The organism is Serratia proteamaculans (genome assembly GCF_004684015.1).
GTDB lineage: Bacteria > Pseudomonadota > Gammaproteobacteria > Enterobacterales > Enterobacteriaceae > Serratia > Serratia proteamaculans_F.
Genome location: NZ_SRIA01000004.1, coordinates 448,844 through 465,977, shown reverse-complemented (window position 1 = coordinate 465,977; position 17,134 = coordinate 448,844). Strand labels below are relative to the sequence as shown.

The 17,134-nt window shown below is 57.4% G+C and carries 15 protein-coding genes; all 15 read right to left on the bottom strand.

Annotated features, from left to right (window positions below; all coding sequences use genetic code 11):
* Nucleotides 1–95: 95 nt before the first annotated feature.
* Nucleotides 96–1,250, bottom strand: coding sequence for a cell division protein FtsZ (gene ftsZ, locus E5C26_RS03725; protein WP_004950150.1), 1,155 nt, complete (start codon nt 1,248–1,250; stop codon nt 96–98).
* Between the two features lie 74 nt (nt 1,251–1,324).
* A complete protein-coding gene (ftsA, locus tag E5C26_RS03720; protein ID WP_004950148.1) occupies nt 1,325–2,581 on the bottom strand; it encodes a cell division protein FtsA in 1,257 nt (418 codons plus the stop codon).
* A complete protein-coding gene (gene ftsQ / locus E5C26_RS03715) occupies nt 2,578–3,429 on the bottom strand; it encodes a cell division protein FtsQ (protein ID WP_099063078.1) in 852 nt (283 codons plus the stop codon). The genes ftsA and ftsQ overlap by 4 nt, the downstream gene beginning before the upstream one ends.
* A 1-nt stretch (nt 3,430) precedes the next feature.
* Complete coding sequence (locus tag E5C26_RS03710; protein WP_061807350.1) at nt 3,431–4,351, bottom strand: D-alanine--D-alanine ligase; 921 nt, start codon at nt 4,349–4,351, stop codon at nt 3,431–3,433.
* A complete protein-coding gene (murC, locus tag E5C26_RS03705; RefSeq protein WP_135315108.1) occupies nt 4,341–5,819 on the bottom strand; it encodes a UDP-N-acetylmuramate--L-alanine ligase in 1,479 nt (492 codons plus the stop codon). Before murC ends, E5C26_RS03710 begins: the two co-directional genes overlap by 11 nt.
* A gap of 83 nt (nt 5,820–5,902) precedes the next feature.
* A complete protein-coding gene (gene murG, locus E5C26_RS03700; protein WP_135315107.1) occupies nt 5,903–6,967 on the bottom strand; it encodes an undecaprenyldiphospho-muramoylpentapeptide beta-N-acetylglucosaminyltransferase in 1,065 nt (354 codons plus the stop codon).
* A 3-nt stretch (nt 6,968–6,970) separates the two neighbouring features.
* Nucleotides 6,971–8,173, bottom strand: coding sequence for a cell division protein FtsW (ftsW, locus tag E5C26_RS03695; protein ID WP_135315106.1), 1,203 nt, complete (start codon nt 8,171–8,173; stop codon nt 6,971–6,973).
* A complete protein-coding gene (gene murD / locus E5C26_RS03690) occupies nt 8,170–9,489 on the bottom strand; it encodes a UDP-N-acetylmuramoyl-L-alanine--D-glutamate ligase (RefSeq protein ID WP_135315105.1) in 1,320 nt (439 codons plus the stop codon). Before murD ends, ftsW begins: the two co-directional genes overlap by 4 nt.
* 2 nt (nt 9,490–9,491) lie before the next feature.
* Complete coding sequence (gene mraY, locus E5C26_RS03685; RefSeq protein WP_012005208.1) at nt 9,492–10,574, bottom strand: phospho-N-acetylmuramoyl-pentapeptide-transferase; 1,083 nt, start codon at nt 10,572–10,574, stop codon at nt 9,492–9,494.
* Nucleotides 10,568–11,929 carry a UDP-N-acetylmuramoyl-tripeptide--D-alanyl-D-alanine ligase gene (gene murF, locus E5C26_RS03680; RefSeq protein WP_135315104.1) on the bottom strand — a complete coding sequence of 454 codons (1,362 nt, stop codon included), beginning with the start codon at nt 11,927–11,929 and terminating at the stop codon, nt 10,568–10,570. Before murF ends, mraY begins: the two co-directional genes overlap by 7 nt.
* Nucleotides 11,926–13,413 (bottom strand): UDP-N-acetylmuramoyl-L-alanyl-D-glutamate--2,6-diaminopimelate ligase, encoded by a 1,488-nt coding sequence (murE, locus tag E5C26_RS03675; RefSeq protein WP_135315103.1) that lies wholly within the window; start codon nt 13,411–13,413, stop codon nt 11,926–11,928. The genes murF and murE overlap by 4 nt, the downstream gene beginning before the upstream one ends.
* A complete protein-coding gene (locus E5C26_RS03670) occupies nt 13,400–15,163 on the bottom strand; it encodes a peptidoglycan glycosyltransferase FtsI (protein ID WP_012005205.1) in 1,764 nt (587 codons plus the stop codon). Before E5C26_RS03670 ends, murE begins: the two co-directional genes overlap by 14 nt.
* A gap of 42 nt (nt 15,164–15,205) precedes the next feature.
* Nucleotides 15,206–15,526 (bottom strand): cell division protein FtsL, encoded by a 321-nt coding sequence (ftsL, locus tag E5C26_RS03665; RefSeq protein WP_012005204.1) that lies wholly within the window; start codon nt 15,524–15,526, stop codon nt 15,206–15,208.
* The gene (gene rsmH, locus E5C26_RS03660) at nt 15,523–16,464 is read right to left on the bottom strand and encodes a 16S rRNA (cytosine(1402)-N(4))-methyltransferase RsmH (protein ID WP_135315102.1); all 942 of its coding nucleotides are present in this window, start codon (nt 16,462–16,464) and stop codon (nt 15,523–15,525) included. The genes ftsL and rsmH overlap by 4 nt, the downstream gene beginning before the upstream one ends.
* A 2-nt stretch (nt 16,465–16,466) precedes the next feature.
* Entirely contained in the window at nt 16,467–16,925 is a 459-nt protein-coding gene (mraZ, locus tag E5C26_RS03655; protein WP_135315101.1) for a division/cell wall cluster transcriptional repressor MraZ, read from the bottom strand.
* Between the last annotated feature and the right edge of the window lie 209 nt (nt 16,926–17,134).

Below are 17,134 nucleotides of genomic sequence, written 5' to 3'. Positions count from 1 at the left end.
CTCGCAATGTTATCAATCCTACCGACCAAGCATACAGCATGGCCGGTGGGACAGTTTAGCACAAAGAGCGGAGATTCCAAATTCTCAGGATATTCTTAGTCTGCCTGCTTGCGCAGGAAGGCAGGAATATCGAGATAGTCGGGCTCTTTATTAGGCTGCGCAGTCGGATCGTTAACTACCTTGGCGGCAGGTTTCACTTCCTGCGGCAACGGCGACATGCCGTGCTGCTGGTAGCGATGATCCATCACTGGCTGGCTGGCCTGTTTGTTGGTCACCAGAGTGATTTCCGGACGTTTGTCCATGCCGATACCGGTCGCAACCACGGTCACGCGCAGTTCGTCGTTCATTTCCGGATCCAGCGAGGTACCGATAACTACGGTCGCATTGTCGGAAGCGAAAGCACGAATGGTGTTACCCACGGTTTCGAACTCATCCAAACGCAGGTCGAAACCGGCGGTGATGTTGACCAGAACGCCGCGAGCGCCGGACAGGTCGATGTCTTCCAGCAGTGGGCTGGAGATCGCCATTTCCGCTGCTTCTTCAGCACGGTCTTCACCACAGGCAACGCCGGAACCCATCATCGCGTAGCCCATTTCGGACATTACGGTGCGCACGTCGGCGAAGTCGACGTTCATCAGGCCCGGACGGGTGATCAGTTCGGCAATACCCTGCACCGCGCCTTTGAGCACGTCGTTAGCCGCGCCGAACGCGTCCAGCAGAGAAATACCGCGACCCAGAACTTTCAACAGCTTGTCGTTCGGGATAGTGATCAGTGAGTCCACATGTTTGGACAACTCTGCAATACCCTGCTCAGCGAATGCCATGCGTTTCTTGCCTTCGAAATTGAAAGGCTTGGTAACCACGGCCACTGTCAGAATACCCAGATCTTTAGCAACTTCTGCGACGACTGGCGCTGCACCGGTACCGGTACCGCCGCCCATGCCGGCTGCAATGAAGACCATGTCTGCACCATCGAGTGCGGCACGCAAGGCTTCACGGTCTTCTTCCGCTGAATTGCGACCCACTTCAGGGTTCGCGCCCGCACCCAGACCTTTGGTAATACCGCTACCGATCTGGATGGTTTGGCCAACTGCCGTTTTACGAAGCGCCTGAGCGTCTGTATTAACGGCGAAGAATTCAACACCTTCGATGCGCTCGCGCACCATGTGCTCAACGGCGTTGCCACCGCCACCGCCGACGCCGATGACTTTAATCACCGCGTCATTGGTTAGTTCCATTGGTTCAAACATAGTTTCTCTCCGTTTTGTGCCTGTCGCTGCGAGATCATAAAAAGATTACTCAGCATGATCTCTTTGTTGAAACATTAAAACTCTTTTCTCAGCCAGCTATTGATACGTTTAAACCAATTGCCCACCGAGGCGCGTTTTTCTACTTCTGCCTCACCACTCAGGTGAGACTCTTTTCCATAGTGCAGCAGACCTACCGCCGTAGAGTAGTAAGGCTCCTGCGCATAATCCGTCAGACCCGTGATGTTCAAGGGTTGGCCGATGCGTACCTGGGTATGGAACACCCGTTGCGCACAAGCTGCCAGACCATCAATCTGGGCGGCGCCACCGGTCAGCACAATACCCGCTGCCAGATGATGCTTCACCCCTTGCTGACGCAGTTGCTCCTGCAATTGCAATATTTCATCGTTAACCAGATTCAACAGTTCGGTGTAGCGTGGCTCAATAACTTCAGCCAGTGTCTGTCTTTGCAGACTACGGGGAGGACGCCCCCCCACGCTTGGCACCTCTACACTTTCATCCTTGCTAACAATCGACCCAAGCGCACAGCCGTGTCGAACCTTGATCGCTTCCGCATCGGTCGGCGGTGTGCCGAAGGCGTAGGCGATATCGCTGGTGACCACGTTCCCGGCGTAAGGGATCACTTTGGTGTGGCGCAGAGCACCGCCGGTGTACACCGCCATATCCATGGTGCCGCCGCCGATATCCACCACACAAACGCCGAGTTCGCGCTCATCTTCGGTCAGTACCGCATAGCTGGCGGCCAGACCGGCGAAAATAAGTTGGTCTACTTTCAGACCGCAACGTTCTACTGCCTTAACGATGTTCTTTGCCATATCGTTATGACAGGTGATCAGGTGCACCTTGGCTTGCATACGCACGCCGGACAACCCAACCGGGTTTTTGATGCCTTCCTGATAATCGATGGCGTATTCCTGAGGGATGACGTGCAGGATGCGGTGTTCATCACGGACGCGTACCGATTTGGCGGTATGCACCACGTTCTCCACATCTTCCTGTGTCACTTCCTCTTCGGAAATAGGAACCATCCCTATTTCGTTCTGGCAGCTGATGTGTTTACCCGATAATGCGAGGTAAACCGAAGAAATCTGACAATCAGCCATCAGTTCGGCCTGATCGATAGCGCGCTGTACGCACTTCACTACCGACTCCAGGTCGTTAACGCCACCCTTATCCATACCGCGAGACGGGCAACTGCCCACCCCGATAATGTTGACCATGCCATCGGGCAGAACTTCCCCTACCAATGCGGAGACTTTTGCAGTACCGATCTCCAGTCCAACTACCAGTTTTCTGTCCGTCGACTTGATCATTGTTGTTTTGCCTGTGCCTGATTCTGTTGCTGATTACTGTTTTGCTGATCGCCTGCTGCCTGCGGGTCGATTAACACTGGGGCCCAACCTACCGATGCACCGGCCTCATAGCGTAAGTCGACATAGCTGACTCGCTTGCTTTCTGCCTGCCCCTGCTGCTGCAATACCGGATAAAGCTCGATAAAGCGCTGCAGGCGTCCGGTGCGATCGTCGCGTCCCAGCTCCAGCCGAACATCATTATCCAAAGCCAGCTGCCAGGAATGGCGAGCACTCATGGCTGCCATTTTCAGCGTATATTTGCTGGCTGCTAACATGCTGCTCATGGTCCGATATCCGTCCAGAACATCCTGTTCGCTTCCTTCCGGGCCATAAAGCAACGGCAACTTCTGTTTGCCAATTCGTTCTGCCGGCACGCTGAAGGATTTACCTTCGGCGTCCACCATGTGCAAATCATTCCAGCGCGCCACCGGGACATATTCCACCAGGTGGATTTTCAGCTCGTCCGGCCACTGCTTGCGTACGCTGGCCTGCTTGATCCACGGCAGGCGTTCAATCTGTTGCTGGATGATATCCACATCCTGCGTCATGAAAGTACCCGGCGATCCCAGCGCCAGGATCGCCTGGCGAATATCGTCGTTGGTGGTGTAATGGCGTTCACCGGTCACCACCAGTCGTGACAGCGGCAGGCGGCTGGCGTCTTTCATCCAGCCAATCACCGCCCAGCCACTCCACAGGACCGTTCCCAACACCATCAGCAGGAAAACCATTCCCGCCAACTGGGTTCCATTGCTGCGGCGCGGGTTGTTATCCACCTCGCGTTCACGCGCATTCAGGGCAGCTTGCGACATATCAGTCGGCCAACTCCAAAATTCTCGCTACCAGCTGCGAGAAGCTTAAACCAGACTGGCGCGCTGCCATCGGCACCAGACTATGACTGGTCATGCCCGGCGAGGTATTCACCTCAAGCAGATAGAAGCTGCCATCGCTATCCTGCATTACATCCACGCGGCCCCAGCCGCTGCAGTCCAGCCCACGGTAGGCGCGTAACGCCAGGGCAGCCATCTCGGCTTCCTGCTGCGCACCCAGGCCACTCGGACAGAAATACTGGGTATCGTCCGAAATGTACTTGGCCTGATAGTCATAAAATACGCCGGCCGGTTGAATGCGGATCGAAGGCAATACCTGGTCGCCCAACATCGCTACCGTGTATTCCGGGCCGCTCAGCCACTTTTCGACCAGCACGTCGTCGTCATGGCGGAAACCTTCTTCCAACGCCGCTTCAAGCGCGTCACGCTCAGTAACTTTGCTCATGCCGACGCTGGAACCTTCACGGCTCGGCTTGACGATTAACGGCAGGCCCAGGGCCTCCACGCGAGCAATCAGCGCCGCCTTCTCTGCACCGGCATACTGCTTGCGGTTCAGCGCTACATAAGGTGCCACCGGCAAGCCCATCGACTGCCACACCATCTTGGTGCGCCATTTGTCCATGGTCAGCGCCGAAGCCATCACACCGCTGCCGGTGTAAGGCAGCTCGAGGAACTCCAGCATCCCTTGCAGGGTACCGTCTTCGCCACCGCGACCGTGCAGGGCGATAAACACTTTGGTAAACCCGTGTTCTTTCAACTGGGTTACCGGGAAGTCACGGATATCAATACCGTGGGCATCGATACCGGCTTCACGCAGCCCGGCCAGCACGGCGGCGCCGGATTGCAATGACACTTCACGTTCAGCAGAGGTGCCACCCAGCAGTACGGCAACTTTATCGGCCATGGTGTTCCTCCTCTTTTTTCTGTGGCTGCAGCTTCAGCTCAGCCAGTTTGCGGGCAACTTTGCCCACGTTGCCGGCGCCTTGCACCAGCACTAAATCGTCGGCCTGCAGCAACTGCGCCAGGGTTTCCGGCACGGTGTCCGCATCGGAAACCAGAATCGGATCCAGCTTGCCGCGGCTGCGGATAGTCCGGCACAGCGAGCGACTGTCCGCGCCCGGGATTGCCGTTTCACCTGCGGAGTACACGTCCAGCATCAGCAGCACGTCCACCTGCGACAGTACGTTGGCGAAATCGTCGTACAGATCGCGCGTACGGGTGTAACGGTGCGGCTGGAAAATCATCACCAGACGCTTATCCGGCCAACCGGCGCGCGCCGCTTTCAGCGTTGCGTCAACCTCGGTCGGGTGGTGACCATAGTCGTCCACCAGCATCGCACTGCCACTTTTGCCGTTGACCGGCTCCAGCGGGAATTCACCGAGGAAATCAAAGCGGCGACCGGTACCCTGGAAGCCTGCCAGCGCACGCAGGATATCTGCGTCGTCAATGCCTTCCTCTGTTGCCACTGCCACTGCCGCCGCGGCGTTCAACGCGTTGTGACGGCCCGGCGCGTTCAGGGTGACCGTCATTAACGGTTTGTCCTGACGGCTCAGCGTAAAGTGGCCCTGCGGCCCAACCTGGCGATAGTTCTCGATGCGTACGTCGGCATCGTCACTGAAACCGTAGGTGGTGATATGGCGGCCCACGCGTGGCAGCAGTTCGCGCACCACCGGGTCATCAACACACATCACCGCACGGCCGTAGAACGGCAGGTTGTGCAAAAAGTTGATAAACGTCTGCTTCAGATTTTCGAAGTCGCCCTGGTAGGTCTCCATATGGTCGGCTTCGATATTGGTGACAATCGCCACCATCGGCTGCAAATGCAGGAACGACGCATCGCTCTCATCCGCTTCCGCAATCAGGTAACGGCTGGAACCCAAACGCGCATGGGTACCCGCCGCTTTCACCAGCCCGCCGTTGACAAAGGTCGGGTCCAGGCCGGCTTCGGCATAAATGCTCGACACCATCGCCGTGGTGGTGGTCTTGCCGTGCGTACCGGCAACGGCGATACCGTGGCGGAAGCGCATCAGTTCGGCCAGCATCTCTGCACGGCGGATCACCGGGATACGCGCCTCACGGGCGGCGACAAGCTCCGGGTTGTCGGCGGAAATGGCGGTAGAAACCACCACTACGCTGGCATCCAGCACGTTTTCCGGGCGGTGATGGAAGTAAATTGTCGCCCCGAGCGCGCTCAACTGTTGGGTTACTGGGTTCGGTGCCAAATCGGAACCGCTGATTTGATAACCTTCGTTAGCCAACACTTCGGCGATACCACCCATGCCGGCGCCACCGATGCCGACAAAGTGAATGTGCCGGACGCGTCGCATCTCGGGCACGATAGTACGTAGTTTCGCCAGTTGTTGTGTATTCATCACTCTCTCTAATCCGGGTCCGGCATACCGGGCCCCTGTATGACATTCTTTAATTCAGGCCCGGCGTGCCGAACCCCTGCAAATTATTTGGCGACTCGCACCAGCTCCGCCGCCACGCGTTCGGTGGCATCCGGGATAGCGACTGCGCGCGCCTTTTCAGCCATCGCCAACAGCGTTGGACGATCCCAGCCGGCCAGCAGTTCAGCCACTACATCAGCGTTAAACTGCGGCTGTTCGATAATCTTCGCCGCGCCGGCTTCTTCCAGCGGGCGAGCATTCCAATATTGCTGACGGTCTTTGTGCTGGAATGGCACAAAGATCGCCGGCAGGCCCGCGGCAGCAATCTCGCTGACGGTCAACGCACCGGAGCGGCACACCACCACATCAGCCCAGGCGTAGGCGGCAGCCATGTCATCAATAAACTCGGTCACCTTGTGCTGTGTCTGCCCTACCCTCTCGTAGTCGCGCAACACGTTTTCCAGCGCACCTTTACCTACCTGATGCCAGAGCGTTATTTTATCGCCCAATCTCGCCGCGACTTCAGGAACTGTCTGATTCAGTACCCGCGCCCCCTGACTTCCGCCAATCACCAGTACGCGGATTGGCCCTTCACGGCCCATCAAGCGTTCTGCCGGCAGCGGTAACGCCAGTACGTCGGTACGAACCGGGTTACCCACCACCTCGGCGTTCGGGAACGCACCTGGGAATGCCTGCAGCACGGTTTTGGCAATACGCGCCAGCCAGCGGTTGGTCAGCCCGGCAATACCGTTTTGCTCGTGCAATACCACCGGGACACCGCACAGCCATGCCGCCAAACCGCCAGGGCCAGAAACATAACCGCCCATGCCCAGCACCACGTCCGGCTGGTAGTTGCGCATTATCGCTTTCGCCTGGCGTACCGCATGCCAGATCCGCAGCGGTGCGCTCAACTGAGCCTTCAGCCCTTTGCCGCGCAGGCCGGAAATACGGATGAAATCAATCTCGATCCCGTGCTTTGGCACCAGATCGGCTTCCATTCGGTCTGCGGTTCCAAGCCAGCGCACCTGCCAGCCCTGCGCCATCAGATGATGTGCGACCGCCAGTCCCGGGAACACGTGTCCGCCGGTACCGCCTGCCATCACCATTAAACGCTTAGGTTTCCCGCTCATCCCTTACCTCTTCACAAACGCCTGGGCTTTAGCCAGACGCGTTTCATAATCAATACGCAATAACAGCACGATCGCCGTCGACATAATCAGCAGGCTCGAGCCGCCGTAGCTTATCAATGGCAGTGTCAGACCTTTGGTCGGTAACATACCTGCGGCGGCGCCGACGTTAACCAGCGCCTGGAAGCTAAACCACACGCCAATTGAGCAGGCCAAAAAGCCGGAAAAACGTTGATCAAGCTCCAGCGCACGGCGGCCAATCGACATAGCACGAAAAGCGACGCAGAATACCATTAACAATGCAAAAACCACACCGATATAGCCCAGTTCTTCGCCTAAAATCGAGAAGATAAAGTCGGTGTGCGCTTCAGGCAAATACTCAAGTTTTTGGACCGAGTTACCGAGTCCCTGCCCCCAGAACTCACCGCGGCCAAAGGCCATCAGCGACTGGGTCAACTGGTAGCCGCTGCCGAACGGATCGGCCCATGGATTCCAGAACGACGTCACGCGGCGCATACGATAAGGTTCGGCAATGATCAACAGCACCACCGCGAAAGCACCGGAGCCGATAATCGCCAGGAACTGCCACATTTTGGCACCGGCCAGGAACAGCATTGCCAGCGTGGTAATGAACAGCACGACCACGGTACCGAGGTCAGGCTGGGCCAGCAGCAATACCGCCAGCACTACCATCACACCCATCGGCTTGCAGAAGCCCCAAAAGTTGGTACGCACCTCTTCAACCTTGCGCACCAGGTAACTCGCCAGGTAGCAGAACAGCGACAGCTTGGACAGCTCTGCCGGCTGAATACGCAGCGGGCCCAGCGCGATCCAGCGCGATGCCCCGTTTACCGAGCTGCCGACCACCAATACGATCAACAACATCACAATCGACATCAACAGCATGACGTTGCTGTAGCGCTGCCAGACTTCCATCGGAATGCGCAACGTCACCATCGACAGGCCGAACGCCAGGCCGAGGTACAGCGCATCACGCTTGGCGAACAGGAAAGGATCGTCTGCCAGGCGCTGACCGATCGGCATCGATGCCGAGGTCACCATCACAAAACCGATAATGGCCAACCCAAAGGTCAGCCACAGTAAGGTGCGATCGTACAGCACCATATTGACCGAGTCGTTATCCCGCGATCCCGCGACCCAGTTTTTAAACAGTTCGGTCAGCCCAAAGTTCGGCAAGCGTAGTCTCATCCGCCGAGCTCCTGTGCCAGGCGGGCGAACTCGTCGCCGCGCACTTCAAAATTACGGAACTGGTCCAGACTGGCGCATGCCGGTGACAGCAACACCATATCGCCGGACTGCACCCGACCGGCTATCGCCTGCATCGCCTGTTCCATGGTCTCGGTCAGGGTTGCGACCTCCGGCCGTAGCTGCGCCAGCTGTTCGCCATCACGGCCAAAGCAGTAAAGGCGGACGTTATCGCCCTGCAGATACTGCGCCAGCGGGGAAAAGTCGGCAGACTTGCCGTCGCCACCCAGCAGCAGATGCAGAGTGCCGTCAACCTGCAGACCATTTAACGCCGCTTCGGTGCTGCCGACGTTGGTGGCTTTGGAATCGTTAATCCAGCGTACGCCGTTATGTTCCCACGCCAGTTGGAAGCGATGCGCCAGGCCGGTAAAGGTGGTCAGCGCTTTCAGACTGGAGGCTCGCGGGATATTGACCGCATCGGCCAATGCCAACGCCGCCAGCGCATTGGTGTAGTTGTGACGGCCGGTCAGCTTCATCTCGCGGGTATTGAGGATTTTCTCGCCGCGTACGCGCAGCCAGGTTTCACCCAGTTGACGATTCAGGTGGTAGTCACCCACATCGGCACCGAAACTGATGCAGCGCTCATCGGCACCGCGCACTGGCATGGTCAGCGCATCGTCTGCGTTCACCACACAGACTTCAGCATTTTCATAGACACGCAGTTTGGCAGCACGGTACTGCTGCAGGCCAAACGGGTAGCGATCCATATGGTCTTCGGTGACATTTAAAATGGTCGCCGCTGCCGCATGCAGGCTGGAGGTGGTTTCCAGTTGGAAGCTCGACAGCTCCAGCACATACAGTTGGCACTCCTGGCGCAACAGGCTCAGTGCAGGCAAGCCGATATTGCCGCCCACGCCCACCGCCCAACCGGCCGCTTTCGCCATCTCACCCACCAGGGTAGTGACGGTGCTTTTGCCATTAGAGCCGGTGATGGCTACGATCGGTGCCTGGGCTTCGCGGCAGAACAGCTCGACGTCGCCGACGATTTCCACGCCCGCGTCCGCAGCGGCGCTTAATGCCGGGGTGGCCAACGCCATGCCCGGGCTGGCAACGATTAAGTCCGCCGCCAACAACCAGTCCAGATTCAAATCGCCCAAATGACGCTCAACGCTTTCAGGCAACTTATCCAAACCTGGCGGTGAAACACGGGTATCCATAACGCGTGGTGTCACGCCGCGCGCCATAAAGAAATCAACACAGGACAGGCCGGTAAGGCCCAGCCCGATGATGACGACTTTTTTACCCTGATAATCCGCCATAATTACCGCACCTTCAGCGTCGCCAGGCCAATCAGCACCAGCATCAGCGAAATAATCCAGAAGCGCACGATCACGCGCGGCTCTGGCCAGCCTTTCAATTCATAGTGGTGGTGAATCGGTGCCATGCGGAAAATGCGTTGCCCGCGCAGCTTGAACGACCCCACCTGCAAAATCACCGACAGCGTTTCAACCACGAACACGCCGCCCATAATCAACAGTAAAAACTCTTGGCGCAGCAACACCGCGATGGTGCCCAATGCGCCGCCCAGTGCCAGTGAGCCAACATCGCCCATGAAGACCTGAGCCGGGTAGGTGTTGAACCACAAGAAGCCCAGACCGGCACCCACAATGGCGGTACAGACAATCACCAGTTCACCCGCATGGCGCAGATACGGAATGTGCAAGTAGTTGGCGAAGTTCATGTTACCGGTCGCCCAGGCCACCAGTGCAAAGCCCGCGGCCACGAACACCGTTGGCATAATCGCCAGGCCATCCAGCCCGTCGGTCAGGTTGACCGCGTTGCTGGTGCCGACAATCACAAAGTACGCCAACAGCACATATAACAAGCCGAGCTGCGGCATGATGTCCTTAAAGAACGGCACAACCAGCTCGGTGGCTGGCGTGTCTTTTCCTACGGCATACATGGCGAAGGCAACCACCAGCGCAATCACCGACTGCCAGAAGTATTTCCAGCGGGCAATCAGCCCTTTGGTGTCTTTGCGAACCACCTTGCGATAGTCATCAACGAAACCGACGATGCCGTAGCCCACCAGGACGAACAGGACGCACCACACGTAAGGGTTGGACGGATAGGCCCACATCAGCACCGAAACGGTGATGGAGGTCAGGATCATGATGCCGCCCATGGTCGGCGTGCCGCGCTTGCTGAAATGCGACTCTGGACCGTCGTTACGCACTACCTGGCCGAAGGACATCTCCTGCAGGCGTTTAATCACCCGCGGCCCCATCCACAAGGAGAGGAACAGCGCGGTCAGCAGGCTGACAATGGCTCGGAACGTCAGGTAGGAAAAGACGTTGAAGCCGGAATAATATTTGACCAAATGCTCGGCCAGCCAAACTAACATGGTGCTTTCTCCTGTAACGCGCGTACTACCTGCTCCATTGCGGCACTACGTGAACCCTTGATTAACACGGTAATTACCGCATGTTCTGACAGTAATTCCGCCACGCGCGCGATCACTGCTGCCTTATCCTGAAAATGTTCGCCATTGCCCGATGCTTCAACCAGCACCTGGCTTAACGGGCCGACGCCCAATACTTTGTCGACCCCGGCCAATCGGGCGGCTTCGCCCACCTGACGGTGACACTCTTCGGCTTCTGCCCCCAACTCGGCCATGTCACCCACCACCATCACGCGGTAGCCAGGCATTTCCGCCAGTACCTGTGCAGCGGCGGTCATTGAACCGACGTTGGCGTTATAGCTGTCATCCAGCAGCAGTTGATGGTCAGAAAGTGCAATCGGGAACAAACGCCCCGGCACTGCCTGTAATTGCTTGAGCCCCTGACGCACGGCCTCCAGCGATGCTCCGGCCGACATGGCCAGCGCCGCAGCGGCCAACGCATTGGCGACGTTATGGCGTCCCGGCAACGGCAGTGCAATCTCTGCGGTGCCGAACGGGCTGTGCAGCCTAAACTGCGTGCCCTTGGCGTTCACCTGCACATCGCTGGCAAAGAAATCAACGCCTTCCGCTGCCTGCGGCGAGAAGCGCCAGACGGTTTTGCCGTCCAGCATGCTCTGCCAGTGCGGCCAGTCGTTATTGTCGGCGTTGATGATCGCCACGCCATCAGCCGGTAAACCGGCAAAAATTTCGCCTTTCGCCTGAGCGACACCGGCCAAAGAGCCAAAGCCTTCCAGGTGGGCAGCCGCCAGGTTATTCACCAGGGCGGTCTGCGGACGGGTTAATGCGGTGGTATATGCAATCTCGCCAATATGGTTGGCACCCAGCTCAATCACGGCAAAGTCATGCTGCGGCTGCAAACGCAACAACGTCAGCGGCACGCCGATATCGTTGTTGAAGTTACCGGCGGTATACAGCACTTCACCGCATTCACGCAGAATGGCCGCGGCCATTTCCTTCACCGAGGTCTTGCCCGATGAACCGGTTAACGCCACTACGCGAGTTGGAACCTGCTGGCGAACCCAGGCAGCAAGCTGTCCCAGCGCCAAACGGGTGTCTTTCACCACCAGTTGCGGAACCTCCACCAATAAGCGCTTACTTACCAGCAGTGCTCCGGCACCAGCGGCTACCGCATCAATCGCAAAATCGTGAGCGTCGAAACGCTCGCCTTTCAATGCCACAAACAGGCAACCTGCGGTTACCTGACGGGTATCTGTCGTCACCTCAACGATTTGGCAATCGGCGCCGATTAACTCAGCGTCCAATACATCGGCCAGTGTCCGTAGAGAGACAGGAATCATGCCACTACCCCCAGCAGACGCGCGACGGTGGTGCGATCGGAGTAATCCAGACGGCGATTCCCCACCAGTTGGTAGTCCTCGTGGCCTTTACCCGCCACCAGTACCACGTCTTGTTCTTTGGCTTGCATGATGGCGCTGGTTACCGCTTCCGCACGACCGTGGATCACCAGAGCGCGTCCGGCGTCCAGCAGGCCGGTAAGGATATCGGCGATAATCGCCTGCGGCTCTTCGGTACGCGGGTTATCATCGGTCACGACCACGCGATCGGCGAACTGTTCGGCGATACCGCCCATCAACGGACGTTTGCCTTTATCACGATCGCCGCCGCAGCCAAACACGCACCACAACTGCCCCTGGCAGTGTAGGCGCGCGGCTTCCAATGCTTTTTCCAGCGCGTCCGGGGTGTGGGCGTAATCGACCACTACCGTCGGTTTACCCGGCGCGTTGAACACTTCCATACGGCCACAGACCGGCTGCAGCTGATTGCCGGTGGCAACCAATTTGGCCAGCGGATAACCCAACGACAGCAGCGTCGCCAGTGCCAGTAGCAGATTGCTGACGTTGAACGCCCCCATCAGACGGCTTTCAATCTCGCCATCGCCCCAGCTTGAACTGAAGTGGATAGTCGCGCCGTTATCGTGATAGTTGACCGCGGTAGTCTTTAGCCAGCGACCATGGCAGCCTGGTTGCAGGTTATCCTGCATGGTGACGGCCACCGCATCCGGCAATTGGCTTAACCAGCGCTGACCGACTTCATCATCGGCATTGATAATCGCCTGGCCCACTTCGTGACCGGCGAACAACGACCACTTGGCCGCTTCGTAATTGGCCATGTCACCGTGGTAATCAAGATGATCGCGGCTCAGGTTGGTGAACACCGCAGCGGCAAACGGCAACGCCGCCACACGGTGTTGCACCAGGCCGTGGGAAGAGACTTCCATCGCGGCAAGGGTCGCGCCCTGATCAACCAGTTCGTTTAATACGTGCTGAATATCCACCGCAGAACCGGTGGTGTTCTCCGTTGGGCATACCTGACCCAGCAGACCGTTGCCCACGGTGCCCATCACTGCGCTGGTTTCACCGAGCAGTTGGCCCCACTGTGCCAGCAGTTGAGTGGTGGTGGTCTTGCCGTTGGTTCCGGTGACACCGATCAGGCGCAGACGCTCCGCTGGCTCATGGTAAAAACGACCGGCCAATGCGGAAAGGCGCTGATTGAGCTGGCTCAGATAAATTACCGGCACGCCGTGCATTTCGGCGATAGCACCGTCTTCAGCCTGACCTTCAGCTTCGGCAATCACAGCGGCAACACCCTGCGCGATAGCCTGCGGAATATAGCGGCGTCCATCTGCCTGATGGCCAACAACGGCGACAAACAGATCCCCGGCAGCCGCAATACGGCTGTCTAATGTCATTTCCCGCAGCGCGCGCCCGGGCGCCGTTGGCACCCACGGAGCGAGTAAGTCGCGCAAATTACGATCGGCCACCTGAACCCTCTTTTCTGTTAATTACAAAATCGCTTTTCTCACCGGTAGGCAACGCGTCCGGCTCGACGTTCATGGTGCGCAACACGCCGCCCATGATGGCGCCAAATACCGGTGCGGAGATCGCACCACCGTAGTATTTCCCACCCTGCGGGTCATTGATGACCACCACCAGAGCAAAACGGGGGTTACTCGCCGGCGCAACGCCGGCGGTATAAGCGATGTATCGGTTGACGTATTTGCCGTCCGGCCCCACCTTTTTGGCGGTACCGGTTTTGATGGCAATTCGGTAGCCCTTGATCGCGGCTTTCACCCCACCGCCGCCCGGCAGGGCAACGCTTTCCATCATGTGCACCACGGTGCGCACCAGAGGTTCAGGGAACACGCGCTCACCGGCAACCGGTGGGTCAACCTTGGTAATCGACAGCGGACGATAAACGCCCAGACTGCCGATCGTTGCATAGACTCGCGCTAACTGTAACGGGGTTACCATTAGCCCATAGCCGAAAGAGAAGGTGGCCCTCTCTATGTCAGACCACCGTTGTTTTTTTGGATATATGCCACTGCTTTCTCCGACCAGCCCCAAATTGGTCGCTTTTCCCAATCCAAAACGAGAGTAAGTATCTACTAACGCTGAGGACGGCATCGATAACGCCAGTCGTGAAACACCGACGTTACTCGACTTCTGCAAGATCCCGGTCAGGGAGAGTTCCGCGTAACGCGCAACATCCCTGATTTCCTTGCCGTTGATACGGTAAGGGACGGTATTGAGCACGCTGTTTTCTTTCACAATGCCGTGCTGCAATGCCGTCATGACCACCATAGGTTTTACGGTGGAGCCGGGTTCAAAAATATCGGTGATAGCACGGTTACGCATGGTTTCTTTCGGCGTACCGGCCATATTGTTCGGGTTGTATGACGGGCTGTTGGCCATCGCCAACACTTCGCCGGTGTTCACGTCCACCAGTACCGCAGTACCGGATTCAGCCTTGTTGAACGCCACGGCGTTATTCAGTTCACGATAAACCAGCGCCTGCAGACGTTCGTCGACGCTCAGCACCAGGTTATGCGCCGCCTGGCTGTCGACCGAAGAGATGTCCTCGATCACCCTGCCAAAACGGTCTTTACGTACGGTTCTTTCGCCCGGTTGCCCGGTCAGCCAGCGGTCGAAGCTCTTCTCTACGCCTTCAATCCCCTGACCGTCGATATTGGTCACGCCGATGATATGCGAGGTCACCTGGCCGGATGGATAGTAACGGCGAGACTCCTGACGCAGGTAAATCCCCGGCAGTTTCAGCTTGTGGATGTAGTCGCCAATCGCCGGGTTAACCTGGCGCGCCAGGTAGACGAAGCGCCCTTTCGGGTTGGCATTAATGCGGGTAGAAAGCTGATCCAGCGGGATATTCAGCGCATCGGACAGTGCCTTCCAGCGGCTGTCCAGCGTTATGCCACCGCGCTCATTGAGCTCTTTCGGATCGGCCCAAATGGCGTTCACCGGCACGCTCACCGCCAGCGGCCGCCCTGAGCGATCGCTGATCATGCCGCGCGAAGTGGGCACTTCCTGCACGCGCAGTGAACGCATGTCGCCTTCTTTCACCAGGCGGTCCGGATTAATCACCTGCAGATAAGCCACACGCAGCATCAACCCAACCAACGCCAGCAAAATACAGCCGCACAGCAACGCAAAACGCCAGCTTACAAAGCTGGCCTGATCTTCCTGGCGTTTCAACTTACCGGGCCGTGCTGCTTTCATGCGTTCCCTTTCTACTCCGTGTAGTGATTTCAGTTAAACCATTCATTGTTTAACGATGATATTTTCCTGCGATGGATCAACATGTTGCATCTGCAGTTTTTCAGTAGCGATGCGCTCTACCCGACTGTGATCCCCAAGAGCATTCTCTTCCAGAATCAGGTTGCGCCACTCAATGTCCAGAGCATCTCGCTCTAAAACCAGCTGCTCGCGCTCGGCGGTCAGCAAACGGGTGCGGTGCGCGGTAGTCACCACAAACACTGCTGACACCAGCGAGGCAATCAGCAAAATCAGCGGGATCTTGGCGTTACGCAGCAGATCGCCGCCAATCACCCCGACCAGACCATGGCGCTCGTTACCAATCACGCGGGCATCCTCTCGGCAATACGCAGCACCGAGCTACGTGCGCGCGGGTTTTCCGCCACTTCGGCATCTCCAGGCATCATCTTGCCCAGCGCTTTCAGCGTCCGTCCGCCCATACTGCGCAATTGCGCTTCGGTCAGCGGAATACCGGCCGGTACCTGAGCACCGCGGCTGTGATGGCGCATAAAGCGCTTAACGATACGGTCTTCCAGCGAGTGAAAGCTGATCACCGACAGGCGCCCCTGTGGAGCCAGCACTTCCAGCGCGCCGTCCAGCGCACGCTCGATTTCTTCCAACTCACTGTTGATGTAGATACGGATCGCCTGGAAACTGCGGGTTGCCGGGTGTTTGTGCTTGTCCCGGAACGGGCTGGCGTTGGCGATCAAATCAGCCAGCTGTTTGGTGCGAGTCATCGGGTCGACCTGGTTTCTTTCTACAATGGCGCGAGCGATACGCTTGGCAAAACGCTCTTCACCAAAGGTTTTCAGCACCCAGGCAATGTCGTCGGCTTCCGCTTTCATCAGCCACTCGGAGGCGGACTGACCGCTTGAGGAGTCCATACGCATATCCAGCGGCCCGTCACGCATGAAGGAGAAACCGCGTTCCGCGTCATCCAGCTGCGGCGAAGAAACGCCCAGATCGAGTAAAATGCCGTCAATCTGCCCCACCAGTTCGCGTTCCCGCACATAGTGTGACAAATCAGAAAAAGGGCCGTGTACGATGCTAAAACGAGGATCTTCAATAGACTTGGCGGCTGCAATCGCCTGTGGGTCGCGGTCAATTGCCAGCAAACGCCCTTCCGGCCCCAATTGGGACAGAATCAGACGCGAATGGCCACCGCGGCCAAAAGTACCGTCGATATATATGCCGTTACTGCGAATATTAAGGCCGTTAACCGCCTCATCCAACAGTACGGTGGTGTGTTTATAATTTTCCAACATGCTTATAGCGACAAGTCCTGTAGCCGCTCAGACAACGGTTCCTGAGTCGACTGTTCTGCGTCAATATCATCCTTGACTTGTTGATACCAGGTCTGTTCATCCCACAGTTCAAACTTGTTGAACTGCCCGACCAGCATCACTTCTTTGGTAAGCCCGGCGTGTTGGCGTAGCGTTGTCGCTAACAACAACCGACCGGCGCTATCCATCTGACACTCACTGGCATGTCCCAACAGCAAACGCTGAACGCGGCGCTCGGCGGGATTCATACTCGACAGACGGGATAACTTCTGCTCAATAATTTCCCATTCGGGCAGTGGGTAAAGCAGTAGGCAGGGCTGATGGAGGTCAATGGTACAAACCATTTGACCTAGCGATTGCTCGTTCAGCAATTCCCGGTAACGGGTGGGTACGGCAAGCCGCCCTTTGCTGTCGAGATTAACCATCGTTGCTCCACGGAACATGCCTGAGCTACCCCTCCACGACCGTTTTCACCACTTTACCCCACAAATTCCCACATAATGGAGTTTACGGAGGGTATGAAAACCTTGTCAAGCCAGAGCGCCAGCGCTTTGGCAATATTTCTTCGGCCATTTTGGGAGCTGGCTCGCGAAAGGAACGCTATTTATTAGATGATTAAAAATTAACATCATGATAAACGGGGAGAAATTTC

Excerpts from the sequence above, each read along its gene's own strand:
- rsmH (WP_135315102.1), bottom strand. The coding sequence starts at position 16,464 with ATGTTGGAAAATTATAAACACACCACCGTACTGTTGGATGAGGCGGTT.
- ftsZ (WP_004950150.1), bottom strand. The coding sequence starts at position 1,250 with ATGTTTGAACCAATGGAACTAACCAATGACGCGGTGATTAAAGTCATC.
- ftsA (WP_004950148.1), bottom strand. The coding sequence starts at position 2,581 with ATGATCAAGTCGACGGACAGAAAACTGGTAGTTGGACTGGAGATCGGT.
- ftsQ (WP_099063078.1), bottom strand. The coding sequence starts at position 3,429 with ATGTCGCAAGCTGCCCTGAATGCGCGTGAACGCGAGGTGGATAACAAC.
- murG (WP_135315107.1), bottom strand. The coding sequence starts at position 6,967 with ATGAGCGGGAAACCTAAGCGTTTAATGGTGATGGCAGGCGGTACCGGC.
- E5C26_RS03670 (WP_012005205.1), bottom strand. The coding sequence starts at position 15,163 with ATGAAAGCAGCACGGCCCGGTAAGTTGAAACGCCAGGAAGATCAGGCC.
- murD (WP_135315105.1), bottom strand. The coding sequence starts at position 9,489 with ATGGCGGATTATCAGGGTAAAAAAGTCGTCATCATCGGGCTGGGCCTT.
- mraZ (WP_135315101.1), bottom strand. The coding sequence starts at position 16,925 with ATGTTCCGTGGAGCAACGATGGTTAATCTCGACAGCAAAGGGCGGCTT.
- murF (WP_135315104.1), bottom strand. The coding sequence starts at position 11,929 with ATGATTCCTGTCTCTCTACGGACACTGGCCGATGTATTGGACGCTGAG.
- mraY (WP_012005208.1), bottom strand. The coding sequence starts at position 10,574 with ATGTTAGTTTGGCTGGCCGAGCATTTGGTCAAATATTATTCCGGCTTC.
- murC (WP_135315108.1), bottom strand. The coding sequence starts at position 5,819 with ATGAATACACAACAACTGGCGAAACTACGTACTATCGTGCCCGAGATG.
- E5C26_RS03710 (WP_061807350.1), bottom strand. The coding sequence starts at position 4,351 with ATGGCCGATAAAGTTGCCGTACTGCTGGGTGGCACCTCTGCTGAACGT.
- ftsW (WP_135315106.1), bottom strand. The coding sequence starts at position 8,173 with ATGAGACTACGCTTGCCGAACTTTGGGCTGACCGAACTGTTTAAAAAC.